This window comes from Leisingera aquaemixtae, from assembly GCF_006740765.1.
GTDB classification, from domain to species: Bacteria; Pseudomonadota; Alphaproteobacteria; order Rhodobacterales; family Rhodobacteraceae; genus Leisingera; species Leisingera aquaemixtae.
This window is the reverse complement of record NZ_CP041159.1, coordinates 699,064-715,181: the sequence shown is the minus strand read 5'-3', so window position 1 is coordinate 715,181 and position 16,118 is coordinate 699,064. Positions and strand designations below refer to the sequence as shown.

Annotated in this window: 14 protein-coding genes; 5 read left to right on the top strand and 9 right to left on the bottom strand. The window is 63.7% G+C overall.

The annotated features are described in order from the left end of the window. Positions 1-13: 13 nt before the first annotated feature. From dnaG to R2C4_RS05150, 7 genes are all read right to left on the bottom strand, one after another. Entirely contained in the window at positions 14-2,011 is a 1,998-nt protein-coding gene (gene dnaG / locus R2C4_RS05180; RefSeq protein ID WP_141889844.1) for a DNA primase, read from the bottom strand. 1 nt (position 2,012) lies between these two features. Beyond that, entirely contained in the window at positions 2,013-2,351 is a 339-nt protein-coding gene (locus R2C4_RS05175) for a hypothetical protein (protein ID WP_058284334.1), read from the bottom strand. Positions 2,352-2,388: 37 nt separating this feature from the next. Beyond that, positions 2,389-2,934: a sarcosine oxidase subunit gamma gene (locus tag R2C4_RS05170; protein WP_141889843.1), complete on the bottom strand. Its 546-nt coding sequence runs from the start codon at positions 2,932-2,934 to the stop codon at positions 2,389-2,391. Next, positions 2,927-5,872: a sarcosine oxidase subunit alpha family protein gene (locus R2C4_RS05165; RefSeq protein ID WP_141889842.1), complete on the bottom strand. Its 2,946-nt coding sequence runs from the start codon at positions 5,870-5,872 to the stop codon at positions 2,927-2,929. The genes R2C4_RS05170 and R2C4_RS05165 overlap by 8 nt, the downstream gene beginning before the upstream one ends. Continuing rightward, entirely contained in the window at positions 5,869-6,138 is a 270-nt protein-coding gene (locus R2C4_RS05160) for a sarcosine oxidase subunit delta (protein WP_141889841.1), read from the bottom strand. The genes R2C4_RS05165 and R2C4_RS05160 overlap by 4 nt, the downstream gene beginning before the upstream one ends. A 90-nt stretch (positions 6,139-6,228) precedes the next feature. Then, a complete protein-coding gene (locus tag R2C4_RS05155) occupies positions 6,229-7,482 on the bottom strand; it encodes a sarcosine oxidase subunit beta family protein (RefSeq protein WP_058284330.1) in 1,254 nt (417 codons plus the stop codon). Positions 7,483-7,765: 283 nt separating this feature from the next. Continuing rightward, positions 7,766-9,196 carry a Glu/Leu/Phe/Val family dehydrogenase gene (locus R2C4_RS05150; protein WP_058284329.1) on the bottom strand — a complete coding sequence of 477 codons (1,431 nt, stop codon included), beginning with the start codon at positions 9,194-9,196 and terminating at the stop codon, positions 7,766-7,768. Positions 9,197-9,543: 347 nt separating this feature from the next. On the opposite strand from R2C4_RS05150, the gene R2C4_RS05145 reads away from it, so the two are divergent. From R2C4_RS05145 to R2C4_RS05135, 3 genes are read left to right on the top strand one after another with little or no spacing between them, the layout of a single operon-like run. Continuing rightward, positions 9,544-11,160, top strand: a complete 1,617-nt coding sequence (locus tag R2C4_RS05145) for a TadE/TadG family type IV pilus assembly protein (protein WP_141889840.1) — start codon at positions 9,544-9,546, stop codon at positions 11,158-11,160. After that, positions 11,157-11,693 carry a TadE/TadG family type IV pilus assembly protein gene (locus R2C4_RS05140; RefSeq protein WP_141889839.1) on the top strand — a complete coding sequence of 179 codons (537 nt, stop codon included), beginning with the start codon at positions 11,157-11,159 and terminating at the stop codon, positions 11,691-11,693. Before R2C4_RS05145 ends, R2C4_RS05140 begins: the two co-directional genes overlap by 4 nt. 4 nt (positions 11,694-11,697) lie before the next feature. Further along, positions 11,698-12,330, top strand: a complete 633-nt coding sequence (locus R2C4_RS05135) for a TadE/TadG family type IV pilus assembly protein (RefSeq protein ID WP_141889838.1) — start codon at positions 11,698-11,700, stop codon at positions 12,328-12,330. Here R2C4_RS05135 and R2C4_RS05130 read toward each other — a convergent pair whose 3' ends face one another. Both R2C4_RS05130 and R2C4_RS05125 read right to left on the bottom strand, forming a co-directional pair. Then, on the bottom strand, positions 12,331-12,807 hold the full coding sequence (locus R2C4_RS05130; RefSeq protein WP_141889837.1) for a hypothetical protein: 477 nt from the start codon (positions 12,805-12,807) through the stop codon (positions 12,331-12,333). A 103-nt stretch (positions 12,808-12,910) separates the two neighbouring features. Then, positions 12,911-13,867: an NAD(P)-dependent oxidoreductase gene (locus tag R2C4_RS05125; protein WP_141892041.1), complete on the bottom strand. Its 957-nt coding sequence runs from the start codon at positions 13,865-13,867 to the stop codon at positions 12,911-12,913. Between the two features lie 121 nt (positions 13,868-13,988). On the opposite strand from R2C4_RS05125, the gene R2C4_RS05120 reads away from it, so the two are divergent. Beyond that, positions 13,989-14,864: a LysR family transcriptional regulator gene (locus R2C4_RS05120; protein WP_141889836.1), complete on the top strand. Its 876-nt coding sequence runs from the start codon at positions 13,989-13,991 to the stop codon at positions 14,862-14,864. 48 nt (positions 14,865-14,912) lie between these two features. Further along, a complete protein-coding gene (locus tag R2C4_RS05115) occupies positions 14,913-16,085 on the top strand; it encodes a 4Fe-4S double cluster binding domain-containing protein (RefSeq protein WP_141889835.1) in 1,173 nt (390 codons plus the stop codon). Positions 16,086-16,118 lie beyond the last annotated feature (33 nt).

Below are 16,118 nucleotides of genomic sequence, written 5' to 3'. Positions count from 1 at the left end.
TCACCCCTGCGTGTCACTTCTCTGAAAAGCCGATCCGGTCCAAAAGGGCGCCGAAGGCATCACGCTCATCCCGGTTGAGCCGCGCGCCATTCTTGCCCACGTCATACTGCGCCTGGTCCTCGTTTTCGCTGCGCACCGCTTTATTCTTGGCCTCCGCCGCCTGCCGCAGCCGCCAGGTCAGCGCCTCATCGGCAAGGCCATGCAAATCCTCTTCGGCTTCTGCCAGTTCCGCATCCAATCCGCGCAGCGCTTCAAGTTTCGCGAGCTCTTCGGCCAGGGTCATGCTGGCCAGTTCGGTGTCGCCGGGTTTGCGCAGGCAAGGGATGATTGCAACGTGGCGAAGGCCAAACAGGTTTTCAAGGGCATGAGGCCCCAAAGACCAGTCGATTTCCTCGCGCAGCCGCTCCGGCGCGTCGATGCCGTGGCGCAGCACCATGTCGCGCAGCAGCGCCAGATCCGGGTCGGCGCATTGCAGACGCTCCAGACTGGTTTCGAATTCCGGGATCACCGCCGGGGTGGTGATCGCCGTCGCCAGGATCACCGCCTCGCGCATCGCAGCAAAGGATTCATCGTCGGCACCCGCGACCAGCGAGGCCCGGGTGGTTGCGCGCGGCTGCGGGATCACGCCGAACCCCTTGCCAGGTTTCCAGGGCGCGCGGGCGCCATCGCGGAAGCCGCCGCCCCTGCCGCCGCGCTGCTGATAACCGCCCTCGCCGCCGCCCCGGCTGCCGCGGAACAGCTGCCAGCGCATTTCCTTGACGTCTTCGCCATAGTGCTTGCGGATCGAGGGATCGCGGATCAGCTTGATCTTTTCCCGCAAGCTTTTGTCCAGCGCCGCCTTGCGCTCGGGACTGTCGAAAACCTTGCCCTCGGTCTCGCGCCGCCACAAGAGCTTGACCATCGGTATCGCCTGATCCAGCACCGCCTGCACCGCTTCCGGACCTTCGCTGCGGATCATGTCGTCGGGATCCTTGCCCTCGGGCATGATGGCAAAACGCAGGGATTTACCGGCCTCCAGCAGCGGCAGCGCCAGATCTATCAGCCGCATGGCCGCACGGATGCCAGCGGTGTCGCCGTCCAGCGCGATGATCGGCTCATCCGACATCCGCCACAGCATCTGCAGCTGGTTTTCCGTGATCGCGGTGCCCAGCGGCGCAACGGAGGATTGGAAACCTCCCTCGGACAGCGCAATCACATCCATATAGCCCTCGGCCACAACCAGCGTGGAGCCGCGCCCAGAGGCCGCCCGTGCCGGCCCGTGATTGTAAAGGCTGCGGCCCTTGTCGAACAGCTCAGTCTCGGGCGAGTTCAGGTATTTGGCGTTGTCATTCGGGTCCATCGCCCGGCCGCCAAAGGCAATCGCCCGCCCGCGCGCATCGCGGATCGGGAACATGATCCGGTTGCGGAAGGTGTCATAAGGCTTGCCGCCCTTGTTCGAGGGCTTGGCCAGGCCCGCCCCGATGATCAGGTCCTCGGGCACATTCTTGCCGCGCAACGCATCCCAAAGGTTCTGCCAGCCATCGGGGGCAAAGCCGATTTCCCAGCGGTCCAGCGCCTGCGCCGTCAGGCCGCGGCGCTGCAGATAGGCGCGCGCGTCGCGGGCGGCATTGGTTTTCAGCTGCAGGCGGAAAAACTGGACCGCTTGCTCCATCACATCGGCCAGCAGCGTCCGGCGGTCCTGCTGCTCCTGCGCGCGCGGGTCGCGCTTGGGCATCTCCATGCCCGCTTCACCGGCCAGGATCTCCACCGCCTCCATGAAACCGACATTCTCGGTCTCCTGCACAAACTTCAGCGCGTCGCCTTTGGCGTGGCAGCCGAAGCAGTAGTAGAAACCCTTACGGTCTTCGACATGGAAGGATGCGGTTTTCTCGTGATGAAAAGGGCACGGCCCCCAGTAGTCGCCCTTGCCCGGCTGCGATTTGCGCTGATCCCACATGACCTTGCGCCCGACAACATCAGAAATGCTGATGCGGGTGCGCAGTTCATCCAAAAAGCCGGGCGGCAGGGACATATCAGTTAGACTTCAGCTGTTTCTGCATCGCCTGGATCTGATCCCAGTTCTGCAGGCACTGCTGTTCGAACAGCGCGCCGAGGTCGGTGCCTTTCAGGTCGCGCCGCTTCATCGCGTAGACGTGGCTTGTCAGCTGCGGGATCGCCTTGGAATAGGCCGCGGGCCATTCCGGCTCACTGCCCAGAATGGTCTGCTCCACATCTTCCTGCTGCACCCTGTCCAGACGCGCCTGCTGCACTGCGGCCATGACCTGGCCCTGGTACTTACAGCTTTGTTCTTTGCTTTCAGAAGCATAGGCCGGCGCCGCCAGCAAGGCGGCTGCAAGGACGATGCGGATCATAGATGCGCTCCGGGAATCAGTTGGTGATCCCCAGAGGTTACCCCCGCGCCGCGACAGCTTCCATGGCTGTTTTCAAATCATGCACAAGCGTTTTGGCCATCGAGCGGAACACCATGATCTGAAACGCCTGCGGGCCGGTGCGGGTCACCGAGGCCATCATATGCTTCAGCTCACTGCGCACCGTGTGGCCGCGCTTGAACACAGCGGCCCGCAGGTCGACAGGCACCAGCCGCGCCAGCACGTCCTCTGCGCCCCGCCCCTCCAGCCTCACCACGGCCCAAGCGTCGCTCTGGTCCGTCAGCGCCGCGTGCTCGGCCAGCTTGGCGTCGGGCTCCGGCCCTATCAGCAGTGCCATGCCGCGGCCGAACCAGACAGCCCGGCTGCCCGCCTTGCCCGTCGCACGGTTTGCCGCGGGGAATGCCATGCCGTGGGCAGCCTCCAGCGCTTGGCTCAGCGCCTTATCCTCGCCATTGAAGGGCGCCACGGCCCACATGTCGCCGGGGTGCTCCTCCGTCAGGCTCATGCCGCCGACGGTCACCGGCAGCAGCCCGTCGCAAGGGCTTTTCGCAATCAGTTCAGCCACGGGCACGGTCTCCTTCCGGATCAAAGAACACAGGCGAGACAACCTCGCACAGAGTGTCGGCACCCCGCATATGGTCGACCAGGCGCACGGTCTCGCCAATGCGGTCCGGCCCCTCTTTCAGGAACGCCAGGCCGATCGGGTGCCCCAGCGTCGGCGAATAGCCGGCCGAGGTGACATAGCCCTGGTCATAAATCCGCTCGACCGGATCGCCCGGCGTGAACAGATGCGCACCGGCGGTGATCTCTTTGGCCGCTCCCACGGGTTTCAGGCCCACCAGGCGCATCCGATCCTCGGCCATCAGCCCCTCGCGGGTGGACATGGGTTTGCCCAGGAAGTCCTTCTTCGTCGACATCATTCCCTGCAGGCCCAGATCAAACGCAGTCACGGTGCCGTTGATCTCCGCGTGTGTGATCAGGCCCTTCTCGATCCGCAGCACATTGAGTGCTTCCATGCCATAGGCACCGCCGCCCATCGCCTCGGCCCGCTTCAGCAACTCGCGGAACAGGCTCTCGCCATAGCGCGCGGGGACGGCAAGTTCATAGGCATGCTCGCCCGAGAAAGAAATCCGGAACAGCCGCCCCTTCACGCCCAGCACGGTCGCCGCGCCGCAACCCATGAAAGGCCAGGTCTCGCTGTTGACGTCCTCATCCACGAGGCCATTCAGCAGTTCCTGAGACTTCGGCCCGGCGACCGCAAACTGCGCCCACTGCTCCGTCACCGAGGTGAACCGCACATCCCACTCCGGATGCAGCACCTGGGCGACATACTCCAAATGCGCCATCACCTGCCCCGCGGCAGCGGTTGTGGTGGTCATGACGAAATGGTTCTCGCCCAGCCGCGCGGTGGTGCCGTCATCCATGACAAACCCATCTTCGCGCAGCATCAGCCCATAGCGGACCTTGCCCGCCTTCAGGGTGCTGAAGGTATTGGTATAAAGGAAATCCAGGAACTTGCCCGCATCGGCGCCCTGAATGTCGATCTTGCCCAGGGTGGAGACATCGCAGATCCCGACCGCATTGCGCACCAAAGTGACCTCGCGGTCGCAGGACTGGCGCCAGTTGGTTTCTCCCGGCTTCGGGAAATAGGCGGCGCGGTACCACAGGCCCACCTCCAGCTGATGCGCCCCGCGGGTGTCGCTCTCGCCATGCGAGGTCAGAAAACGCTGCGGCTTGAAGCCTTCATCCGTGGCCCCCGCCCCCATCGCCCCGATGGCGACCGGCACAAACGGCGGGCGGAAGGTGGTGGTGCCGGTTTCCGGAATGGTCTGCCCGGTGGCATCCGCCAGCACCGCAAGTGCCGCGACATTGGAGTTCTTGCCCTGATCGGCCGCCATGCCTTGGGTGGTGTAACGCTTCATATGCTCGACAGAGCGGAAGTTCTCCACCGCCGCCTGTTTCACATCCTTGACGGTCACGTCGTTCTGGAAATCGAGCCAGGCACGGCCCTTACCCGGCACCGCCCACAAAGCGGCGATGCGATAAGGGTCGTCCTCCGCCTGCGGCAGATCGGCGGCGGAGGATTTCAGGCCCAGCGCCTCCAGAACCTTTGCAGCCGCCTCCGCGCCCTCGCGAAGCGCGCCTGCGGTGGAAAATGTGCCGTTGCAGGCGCCTGCGGCAACCATGCCCGGCACCGCGCCTTCGCTTGGGATAAAGGCAAGCGCCTCGCGCTTCCACACCGGACGGCCGTTAAGGTGGCAGGTCAGATGCACCGACGGGTTCCAGCCGCCGGACATCGCCAAACAGTCGGTCTGGATCTTCTCCTCGCCCTTGACTGAGCGCACGGTGATGCTTTCCAGCCGCTGACGCCCGGCACTGTCGCAGACCTGCGCGCCCTTGATCACCTGGTAAGGGCCGCCATCCGGCGCCTCGTGGCGGCTGTCGATCACCGCCGCGATATGCACGCCCGCGTCATGCAGGTCGCGCGCCGTCCGATGCGCCTGATCGTTGTTGGCGAAGATAGTAACCCGCTCCCCCGGCGCCACGCCCCAGCGGTTCAGATAGGCGCGCACCGCGCCCGCCATCATGATGCCGGGGCGGTCGTTGTTGCGGAAGGCCACCGGGCGCTCGATTGCGCCTGCCGCCAGCACCGCGTGTTTGGCCGCAATCCGCCAGAAACACTCGCGCGGCAGATGGCTGCCCTTCAGCGAATGCCGACGCGGCAGGTGGTGCGAGACCCGTTCCAGCGCGCCGTAAGTGCCCTGGTCATAAGCGCCGGTGACGGCAGTGCGGGTCATCAGCCGCACATTGTCCATCGCCTCCAGCTCGGCCACTGCCCCTGCCGCCCAGGCATGGCCCGGCTTGCCGCCAACTTCCTCGCGCTCGGCCAGCAGGCGGCCGCCCATACGGCTGTCTTCCTCGCACAGGATCACATCCGCCCCGGCCCGGCCTGCAGTCAGCGCCGCCATCAGCCCGGCAGGGCCGGAGCCGATCACCAGCACGTCGCAGAAGGCAAAGGCCTTCTCATAGCGGTCCTGGTCCGCCTCGCCTGACAGCGCGCCAAGGCCTGCCGCTTTGCGGATCAGCGGTTCATAGAGCTGCTCCCAGAACGCCGCAGGCCACATGAAAGTCTTGTAATAGAACCCCGCACCAAAGAAGGGCGCGGCCAGATCGTTCACCGCCATCACGTCGCGCTCGACCGAGGGCCAGCAGTTCTGGCTGCGCGCCTCCAGCCCTTCAAACAGCTCCTGCTGGGTGGCGCGCACGTTCGGGTCCTGCTGGCCGCCGGTGCCGATGGTCACCAGCGCGTTCGGCTCCTCGCTGCCCGCGGTCAGCACCCCGCGCGGGCGGTGGTACTTGAACGACCGCCCCACCAGGTGCACGCCATTTGCCAGAAGCGCTGCCGCCAGCGTATCGCCCTCCAGCCCCATCATGTGGCGGCCGTTGAAGACAAAGGTGATCGGCTTCGCACCCTGGTTCAAACCTTTCCCGGGAAGTCTCATGTCTCACCTCCCAGCCCGGCCTCGGAGGCCAGTTGCACCGCCAGAATCTCATGCGTCGCGGTATTGCGGGTGACCTTCAGCCAGGAATTGCAGCCCATCTCATGATACCACAGTTCATCCAGCGGCCCGGCCGGATTTTCCCGCAGGTTCACATAACCATGCCAGGCGTCCAGATCCGCGCCCTCAGCCGGACGCACCAGCGCGGCACCCTTGTAATAGAATTCGCGGCGGTCCCTTTCACCGCAGAGCGGACAGGTAATCCTCATGACCGGCGCCCTTTCATCTTTGCAAAAATACTCCGGGGGTGAGGCCGCAAGGCCGAGGGGGCAGCGCCCCCTGCCGCGGCGGAGGCACGATCAATGCAAGTTATGCTGCGCACCGGTCCCCTCCTCATCCATCAGGCCAGCGCCGCTGCGGAACCGGTCGAGCTTGAATCTGGCGGCAGCACCATGCGGCCGGTCCGTGGCGATCAGATGCGCATAAACGCTGCCCGATCCCGGCGTCGCCTTGAAACCGCCATAGCACCAGCCGCAGTTCAGGTAGAGCCCGTCAATAGGCGAATGATCAATGATCGGGGAGCCATCAGGCGTCATGTCCATGATGCCGCCCCAGCTGCGCAGCAGACGCGCCTTGCTGACCGCCGGCACCATCGCCACAAAGGTCTCCATCGTATGCTCTACCATCGGCAGGTTTCCCCGCGCCGCATAAGAGCTGTAGAAATCCAGGTAGCTGCCGAACACCAGCCCGCCCTTGTCCGACTGGCTGATATAAAGATGCCCTTCGGCAAAGGTGATCACGTGATCGACGATGGGCTTCAGCCCTTCGGACACAAAGGCCTGCAGCACGTGGCTTTCGACCGGCAGCGTCAGCCCCGCCATCGCCGCCACCTGGCCGGAGCGGCCCGCAGCCGCCAGCGCCACTTTCTTCGCCCGGATCGGGCCGCGCACGGTCTGCACCCCCACCACCTTGCCGCCTTCCACGTCGATCCCGGTGACTTCGCAGTTCTGGATCAGGTCCACCCCGCGCATGTCGGCACCGCGGGCATAGCCCCAGGCCACCGCGTCGTGCCGCGCGGTTCCGGCGCGGCGCTGCATCAGCCCGCCCATGATCGGGAAGCGGTTGTTCTCGAAGTTCAGAAACGGCGCCAGCTTGCGCACCTGTTCGCGGCTCAGCAGCTCCGCGTCATCGCCCTGGTTGACGATGGCATTGCCCCGGCGCACGGCTGCATCGCGCTGGCCGTCGTTATGGAACAGGTTGATGATACCGCGCTGGGACATCATCGCGTTGTAGTTCAGGTCCTGCTCCATCCCTTCCCACAGCTTCAGCGAGTGGGAATAGAATTCGGAGTTTCCCGGCAGGTAGTAGTTGGCCCTTACGATGGTGGTGTTGCGGCCGACGTTGCCGCCGCCGAGGTAGCCCTTTTCCAGCACCGCGACATTGGTGATGCCGTGTTCCTTGGCGAGATAATAGGCGGTTGCCAGCCCGTGGCCGCCGCCGCCGATAATCACCACGTCATATTCGGATTTGGGTTCAGGATCCCGCCAATGGGGCTTCCACCCCTTGTTTCCGGTGAGCCCCTCCCGGAGCACACGCCAGCCCGAAAACCGCATGTCGTCCCTCCCCGTCAAATCACTTGTCCGCACCCGGAAAATTACCGGCCCGGGCCTTGGCGGCATTGCTACCTGCTTTCGCCTGCAGCTCCTAGCCCAAACCCTCAACTTGCGGCACATCAGCACGGCTTTGCTGGAAATCACACGAACTGATCACTTGTGTCCAGTATTATTTGCGGCGGCAGATAACGTGCAGCCTGCAGGCGGGAATAAGAACGGGGCGGAGAGTTTCCCCTCCGCCCCGCCGCTGTTGCGCAACCTTGCAGTCCGCCCGTTCGGCCCGTCAAAGGCCCTTGGCGTGATAGCTCTTGGCGACCTTGTCGATCGACACCAGATAGGCGGCGGTGCGGAGGTCTGTCACGTCATCGCGGCTGTGCCAGACTTCGCGCATTGACTGATAGGCCACCCGCATCGTGTCATCGAGACCGGAGCGGACCAGCTCCAGCTCGTCCGCGCCGCGCAGGTACTTCTCCTTGAAGTGCGGCGACATCGACCAGGTATCGCCCATCACGTCATCCAGGCGCTGCAGCTCGTCGATGACCAGCTGGTGGCGCGCCTCTTCCTGACGGCGCTGCATCCGGCCGAAGCGGATATGGCTGAGATTCTTGACCCACTCAAAGTAGGACACCGTCACACCGCCTGCGTTGGCATACATGTCAGGAATGATGACCGTGCCCTTCTTGCGCAGGATCTCGTCCGCGCCTGCAGTCACCGGGCCGTTCGCGGCCTCGATGATCAGCGGCGCCTTGACACGCTCGGCGTTGGACAGGTTGATCACCGCTTCAAGCGCGGCCGGGATCAGCACGTCGCATTCTTCCTCCAGCAGCAGCGCGCCGTCTTCGACGAACTGCGCGTCGGGATAACCGGCCACGCCGTCGTGCTTGACGATCCAGTTGCGCACCGCCTCCACGTCCAGGCCGTCCGCGCTGTAAAGCCCGCCATCACGCTCGATGATACCGGTGATCAGCGCGCCATCTTCCTCGGACAGGAACTTGGCCGCGTGATAGCCGACGTTGCCGAGCCCCTGAACGATGATGCGCTTGCCTTCCAGCTTGCCGGACAGGCCGGCGGCGGCCTTGTCTTCCTCATACCGGAAGAACTCGCGCAGGGCGTATTGCACGCCGCGCCCGGTCGCCTCGACCCGGCCGGAGATCCCGCCTGCATTCAGCGGCTTGCCGGTGACACAGGCCTTGGCATTGATGTCGGTGGTGTTCATCCGCGCGTACTGGTCTGCAATCCAGGCCATCTCGCGCTCGCCGGTGCCCATGTCGGGCGCGGGCACGTTCTGCGACGGGTTGATCAGGTCGCGCTTGGCCAGCTCATAGGCAAAGCGGCGGGTGATCAGCTCCAGCTCATGCTCGTCATATTCGCGCGGGTCGATGCACAAGCCCCCCTTGGAGCCGCCGAACGGCGCCTCCACCAGGGCGCATTTATAGGTCATCAGCGCCGCCAGCGCCTCAACCTCATCCTGGTTCACGCCGGTGGCATAACGGATACCGCCTTTTACCGGCTCCATATGCTCGGAATGGACGGAACGGTAGCCGGTAAACGTGTGCATGGCACCGCGCAGGCGCACCCCGAACCGCACTGTATAAGTTGCGTTGCAAACTCTGATCTTTTCCTCCAGCCCCGGCGGCAGATCCATCAGGGATACGGCCCGGTTAAACATCAGGTCCACGCTTTCGCGGAAGCTCGGCTCTGTGCGGCTGCTCATCTAAAAACTTCTCCGTGATCAAACATCGACTCGCTGCCGATGATGCCCTCACTCTATGCAGAGATAATTAAGGAGTGCGACCTTTTTGACCATTCCCTGCCAAAAAGATTCTCATTTTATCCAAAGGTTGACGATTCGCCGCCCGCCCGGAAGCCATTGTACGCACCACCGCGACAACGCGGCGCAACAGCGGAATATTGGACCTCCGGTCCATTACAATCGTAGCTATTTCGGCAAAATGGCGCCCCAATTCCGCCACCTTTACCAAGCATTAATAAACGTAAATTCCGCTGCCAAAGCCGTGCAGACCCGTTCCAGAGCCGGCAGGGCATTTAGGGGGTGTTACGATGAACATGCGTCACAAAAACTCCACTGCGCTGTGCAGCCCGCTCAGGCTGCCCGGGCTGTCCAAGGTGCAAAGCTTCCTGCGCGAAGAGGACGGGGTTCTGGCGAAGCCGATGATCGGCACCTTCCTGGCCATGCTTGCGGTCGGCGGCATCGGGGTGGACCTGATGCGGATGGAGCGCGACCGGACCGAGCTGCAGTACACGCTCGACCGGGCAGTGCTCGCCGCGGCGGATCTGGACCAATCCCTGGACGCCGACGCTGTCGTTCTGGACTATCTGACCAAGGCCGGGCTGCAGCAGTACTATTCCGACCCCGATGATCAGAAGGGTCTTGGCTACAAAAGTGTCGAGGCGACGATCAACACCGATTTCGAGGCCTATCTGCTGAAGTTCGCAGGCGGCGACAACATGTCCCTCTACGCAAACTCCCGGGCGGAAGAGACCATCGGCAGCGTCGAAATCTCGATGGTGCTTGATATCTCCGGCTCCATGAACTCCGGCAACCGGCTGGTGAACCTGCAGGCCGCCGCGAAGTCCTTTGTGACACAGATTACCACCAATACCGATGTCACCAACCTGTCGATCTCGATCATCCCGTATGCGACGCAGGTGAATGCCGGTAAGGAGCTGCTCAGCAAATACCCCAACGTTTCGCAGGAGCATGACTATTCCTACTGCGTGAATTTCATCAAGGACCAGTTCAGCAAACACACGCTCAATCAGGATGAAAACCTGATCCGCACCGCGCACTTCGACACGTTCACCTATTCGATGAACATGATCGACAATCCCGTCTGCCCGACCCGGGAAGGCTCAGCCATTCTGCCCTTCACCAATGATGCCGCAAAACTGCATGCCTACATCGACAGCCTGACCGCCTCCGGCAACACCTCGATCGATATCGGGATGAAATGGGGCAGCGCCCTGCTGGACCCCACGGCGCGCGGTGTTGTGAACGCGCTGGTTGACGATGGCGAAATTGACGCGGCTTTCCGCAACCGCCCCACCGATTACGGCAGCGGCGACACGCTGAAGATCATCATCCTGATGTCCGACGGCCAGAATACCAACCAATACATGTTGAACAACAGCCGCCGGGACGGTCTCTCGGAAGTCTGGTACAATGAAGAGGCCGGCGTATTCTCGATCTACAACCCCAGCGGGAACAACTACTATTGGTACTCAAAGGGACGCTGGGAGGACCACGTTTTCGGTGAGGGCACATACAAGAATTGTTACTACTGCGCAGAGATAGAGGAGCCCGGCACCTCTGAGCGCTTGACCTATCAGCAACTGCACGCCCGCGTCTCCTTGGCCTCGATTGCCCGCAATCTCTACAGAAACACCTCCGACGCCTGGGCCTATTGGTACACGGCAGGCCGCACTTTCCACAACCGCGTCGCCAAGGACCAGCACACCAAGACGATCTGCGACATCACCAAGGATCAGGGCGTGATCGTCTATTCGGTCGGCTTCGAGGCCCCGACCAAGGGCATCAGGGTGCTTGAAGACTGCGCCAGCTCGCCCGCCCACTTCTTCGATGTGGAGGGCTTGGAAATCTCCGATGCGTTCTCGTCCATCGCCACCTCGATCCGCCAGCTGAGGCTGACCCAATGATCCGCCTTGCAGCAAACACTCTGCGCCGTTTCAGGCAGCAGCAGGATGGCAACGCAACCGTGGAATTCGCCATCGTCATCCCGGCCTTCATCATGATCCTGATGTCGACCGTCGAACTGGGGATGATCAACCTGCGCCATTCCCAGCTGGAGCGGGCGCTGGACCAGACGGTCCGCACCATCCGCCTCAGCACCGGCGGCGACATGAGCCATGACCAGCTGCGCGATGAGATCTGCACCCGCTCAGGCTTCATCGACGAATGCAACACGTCCCTGCGCCTGGAAATGCTCCGGATCAACCCCTACGCCTGGACGCCAATCGACCCGACACCTGACTGCATTGACAGTGTCGAGGAGGTTCAGCCGGTGCGGACCTTCGTGAACGGCCAGTCAAACGAACTGATGTTCATCCGCGCCTGCATGAAATTTGAGCCGATCTTTCCGACCTGGGGGCTGGGCACCCACCTGACCAAGGACGGCGACGGCCGCGTCAATCTGATCGCTTCATCCGCCTTCGTCCAGGAACCGAGGTAACGCCATGCTGACCCTGCTGTCCCGCCAAATCTCAGGCCGCCTGCCCGGTCCCGCCGGCCGCTTTCTGAACGGCACCCAAGGCAGCGTCTCGATCGAGTTCGCCTTTTACGCGCCGCTGCTGCTGGGGCTGTTTGCAGCCATCTACACCTTCTTTGACGCCTTCCGGCAGGAAAGCATCAACATGAAGGCCGCCTATACTGTCTCCGACCTGATCTCGCGCGAGACCAATTACGTCAACGAAGCCTATATAGACAGCATGCACGCGCTGGCCACGGAACTGGTGCGCAGCGACACCACGCTGTCCACCCGGATCTCCGTTGTGCGCTGGGACGAGGGTGACAAGCGGTATTACGTCGACTGGTCAAAAGTCCGCGGCAGCGTGTTTCAGGAGTGGGTTGACGGCACCATCAACGAGGTGAAGGACAATCTGCCCGCGATGCCCGATCAGGAGCGCGTGATCCTGGTGGAGACCTGGAACGAGATCCAGCCGGCCTTCAATGTGGGCATTCCGCTGATGGACGTGCAGAACTTTGTCTTCACCCGCCCGCGCTTCGCCCCTCAGGTCGTCTTTGTCGAGGACAAGGGCAACGGCAACAACCACAACGATGACGCCGAGAAGGCCGGGCCGCCTGCCTGATCAGACTTGGCCGCGCTGCACCAGCATCGCGGCCAGGATTTCCGACATCGTCTTGCCCTGCGACCCCGGCGTCACCCCGCCGATACCGATGCGGCGGCCGGACCGCCACCACAGCCCCGGCATCCAGGTTCGGCTTCCAGGCGTGCCGGTGCGGATCAGAAACCCGTTTGACGGCTTGAAGGCAAAGAAGCCGCGGTCGATGGCTTCGATATCCTCCACCCTGGCAATCACTTGCCCGTTGGAGCAGCGCAGCTCCTCGGAGGTCAGCTCGATCCGGTGCGTTGTGGCCTGCCACATCCGCACCGCCAGCCACAGCGCCGCGGCCCCCACTACCAGCAGGAACACCAGCCAGGCCGGCGACGGCGGCGCATAGAACGCCACATAGACCAGCAGGCCGCCGGTCAGGCCCAGCATCGCCGTGCCCATCACCCGGCGCGCTCCGGAAGCCTCGATTGTGGCCAGAACGTCTTTGCTCATCAGCTGCTCCCCTTACTGCTGAGCCGGGCATAAACCGGATTTGCCAAAGAAAACAGCCCCCGCCTGCACGGGGGCTGAATGCGGCCGTGCCGTTCGGGCAAACTTATTCTGCTGCCGCGCGGCGCACGGCCACCTCATACCCCGGCTCTTCCGGCTCGTCGTCGACAAGTTCCTGCGGGAATCCTGGTGCTGTGACCGACAGCCCGGTCGCTTCCTCAAGCCGCTCGATCATCCGGTCGGACTGCGCCCGCTCGCCATAGCGGCGCTGGCCGTCCTTCATCATCTCAATCATCAGCGGCGACAGTTCCAGCGGCACATTGTGGCGGTCGGCCAGGGTCTGGAACAGGCCGATATCCTTCATCACCAGATCCATGGTGAAGCTGACATCGCGCGATCCCGACAGGATCAGCTGGCTTTCTGTCTCATGCACAAAGGAGTTGCCCGAGGACATCGCAATCGCCTCATAGGTCATGCCCAGGTCCATCCCGCAGGCCTTCATCACCGTCAGCGCCTCGCACAGCGACAGCAGGTTGATGTTGGCCAGGTAATTGGTCATCACCTTCAGCAGGCTGGCGTTGCCCATCTCCCCCACATGCAGGATGCGGCGGCCCATGGTGGTCAGGACCGGCAGGATCCGGTCGAAGGTTTCCCGCTCGCAGCCTGCATAGATCGAGATATTGCCGGTGTCGGCGCGGTGGCAGCCGCCGGATACCGGGCAGTCGACCGGCGCGCCGCCGCGCTCTGCCACCAGGGCGCCCAGGCGTTTCACCTCCTCCACGTCGGTGGTGGACATCTCCATCCAGATCTTGCCGGGCTGCACATGCGGCAGCATTTCGGTGACCACCGCGTCCGAGGCTGCAGGGCTCGGCAGGCAAGTGATCACCGCATCGCAGTCCTGCATCATCTGCGCCGGGCTGCCGCCCGCCTTGGCGCCGCGCGCGACGAATTTCCCGACCAGCGCCGCATCCAGATCATGCACCGCCACCTCCAGCCCGTTGCGCACCAGGCTGCCGGCCAGCTTGCCGCCGACATTGCCGAGGCCGATAAAGCCGATCTTCATCTTAGATTTCATGTCCCGCTTCTCCTCCCCGGGGTATCGCCTGCGATATGGCTAGCTTGACCTCAGCCAAAGCAAAAACGAATAATAATGCGTCCTGACCCCAAAAATTTTTGCAACGCACATGTCCGATCTGCCCAATCTCGTCTGGCTGCGCGCCTTTGAGGCCGCCGCCCGCCTCAAAAGCTTCACCGCCGCGGCGGAGGAACTGGGGCTGACACAGGCCGCGGTCAGCCACCAGGTGCGCAGCCTGGAGAAAAGCTTTGGCATCACCCTGTTCATCCGCCGGTCGCGGCATCTGGAGCTGACGCAGCTGGGCCACGCCTATTACCCGTCGGTGGCGCAGGCGCTCACGGATATTGCCTATTCCACCCGCGGCCTGCTGGGCCACGCGCAGACCCAGACCGTGACCCTGCGGGCGCCGGTCTCCACGGCAGTGCTGTGGGTGGCGCCGCGGCTGGGGGCGTTTCACAGCGCCCACCCGCATATCCGCATCCGGCTGATCTCGGCGGTCTGGGCCGGCAGCACCCAGGATGAGGACGTGGATATCGACCTGCGGCTGGGTCCTACTGGCTGGTTCGACCGGCGCGCGCATCTGCTTTCCACCGAAAGCGTGATTCCCGCCGCGCAGCCGCAGCTTGCAGCGCAGCTGCAATCGGTGGACCAGCTGTTCGGCCAGACCCTGATTCACATCCACGGCTACCAGGACCACTGGCTGCGGCTGTCGGAGCAGGAAGGCGTGCCGCTCAAGGACCGCGGCGCGCCGCTTTATGTCGACACCTCTCTGGCCGCAATCGAGCTGGCAGCCTCCGGCACCGGCGTGGCCATGCTGATGCGCCGCTACGCCGAACTGCCGCTGTCGCAAGGCCGGCTCGCGCCGGTTCTGGACGCTGAAATCCCTATGGGCCAGGGCCACTATCTGATGCCCGCCGCAGGCGAAGCCCCCAACAGCGCCGAAACCGCCCTGGTGCGCGACTGGGTCGTGTCGTTGTTCTGCTGACCGGCACGGCCCCTTGCCGGACCGCCGGCAGGCGGCTAGCGTCCTGCCATGCCTTGGCCTCAGAACACACCGCCCCAGCGTGACGGCGACGCAGCCGCAGGGATCGACGTCACCGACGGTTTCGAGCGGTTTTCGCAGCGCAACGACATTTTCACCCGCGCGTTTTGGGACGAGCGGGTGAAATCCAAACACACTGCCAGGTTTTTCGCCTCCTACCGGATGGAGGCCGCGCCGCGGCGCGGCGACGGCTTCACCCAGCGCGACTTTGCCCTGCGCAACGCGGCCTGGCTGATTTCCGACGTGGTCTCCAGCCGCCGGGCGCATGAGGGCGTCCGGGAGGGGTTCCAGGCCGCCATCCGGCCGGACACGCCGGTTGCCAGGGACGCACTGGCCGTTAACGACCCCGTAAAGATGTCCGCCGAGGTGAAACGCATCGCCAGGTTCTTCGGCGCCGATCTCTGCGGCATCACCGATCTGGACGAACGCTGGCTTTATACGGCGCGGGTCGATGCCCGTGACATGTCCGAGGCGCCGCATGATCTGCCCGAGGGGCTGACCAGCGTGATCGTGCTGGGCCATGAGATGGACAAGGACCTGGTGGCCGCCTACCCCTCTGCGCTGGCGGGGGCGGCGACGGGGCGGGAATACAGCCACGAGGCCTCCATCGTGATGCAACTGGCGGCCTATATCCGCAATCTGGGCTATGAGGCAGTGGCCTCGATGAACGATACCGGCCTGGTGATCCCCTATGCGGTCAAGGCGGGCCTGGGGGAATACGCCCGCAATCAGATGGTGATCACACCGGAATTCGGGCCGCGCCTGCGGTTCTCCAAGATCTTCACAAACCTGCCGCTGGCGCATGACCTGCCGCAGCCGCTGGGGGTGAAGGCGTTCTGCGGGATCTGCACCAAATGCGCCGACGCCTGCCCGGTGAAAGCGCTGCCCTATGGCCCGCCCTCCACTGAAACCGCCAATGTCTCGGCGATCAAGGGGGTCAGGAAATGGACCTCGGACGCGGAGAAGTGTTTTTCGTTCTGGGCCAAGATGGCCTCTGACTGCGCCATCTGCATGCGGGTCTGCCCGTTCAACCGCGACTATTCCAGATGGCGCAACCGGCTGTGGCTGAAGCTGGCGCTTGGCCCGCTGCGCAAGCTGGCGCTGCGGCTGGCTGGCAAGCATGGGCAGCGGCGCAAACCGTCGGCGTGGTGGGACGGGGCCTGAAACAGGAGAGCTTTGAAAATGCCCCTGCCGCAA

Coding starts and splice junctions, on each gene's coding strand:
- dnaG (WP_141889844.1), bottom strand. CDS start 2,011: ATGTCCCTGCCGCCCGGCTTTTTGGATGAACTGCGCACCCGCATCAGC.
- R2C4_RS05175 (WP_058284334.1), bottom strand. CDS start 2,351: ATGATCCGCATCGTCCTTGCAGCCGCCTTGCTGGCGGCGCCGGCCTAT.
- R2C4_RS05165 (WP_141889842.1), bottom strand. CDS start 5,872: ATGAGACTTCCCGGGAAAGGTTTGAACCAGGGTGCGAAGCCGATCACC.
- R2C4_RS05160 (WP_141889841.1), bottom strand. CDS start 6,138: ATGAGGATTACCTGTCCGCTCTGCGGTGAAAGGGACCGCCGCGAATTC.
- R2C4_RS05155 (WP_058284330.1), bottom strand. CDS start 7,482: ATGCGGTTTTCGGGCTGGCGTGTGCTCCGGGAGGGGCTCACCGGAAAC.
- R2C4_RS05150 (WP_058284329.1), bottom strand. CDS start 9,196: ATGAGCAGCCGCACAGAGCCGAGCTTCCGCGAAAGCGTGGACCTGATG.
- R2C4_RS05145 (WP_141889840.1), top strand. CDS start 9,544: ATGAACATGCGTCACAAAAACTCCACTGCGCTGTGCAGCCCGCTCAGG.
- R2C4_RS05140 (WP_141889839.1), top strand. CDS start 11,157: ATGATCCGCCTTGCAGCAAACACTCTGCGCCGTTTCAGGCAGCAGCAG.
- R2C4_RS05135 (WP_141889838.1), top strand. CDS start 11,698: ATGCTGACCCTGCTGTCCCGCCAAATCTCAGGCCGCCTGCCCGGTCCC.
- R2C4_RS05130 (WP_141889837.1), bottom strand. CDS start 12,807: ATGAGCAAAGACGTTCTGGCCACAATCGAGGCTTCCGGAGCGCGCCGG.
- R2C4_RS05125 (WP_141892041.1), bottom strand. CDS start 13,867: ATGAAGATCGGCTTTATCGGCCTCGGCAATGTCGGCGGCAAGCTGGCC.
- R2C4_RS05120 (WP_141889836.1), top strand. CDS start 13,989: ATGTCCGATCTGCCCAATCTCGTCTGGCTGCGCGCCTTTGAGGCCGCC.
- R2C4_RS05115 (WP_141889835.1), top strand. CDS start 14,913: ATGCCTTGGCCTCAGAACACACCGCCCCAGCGTGACGGCGACGCAGCC.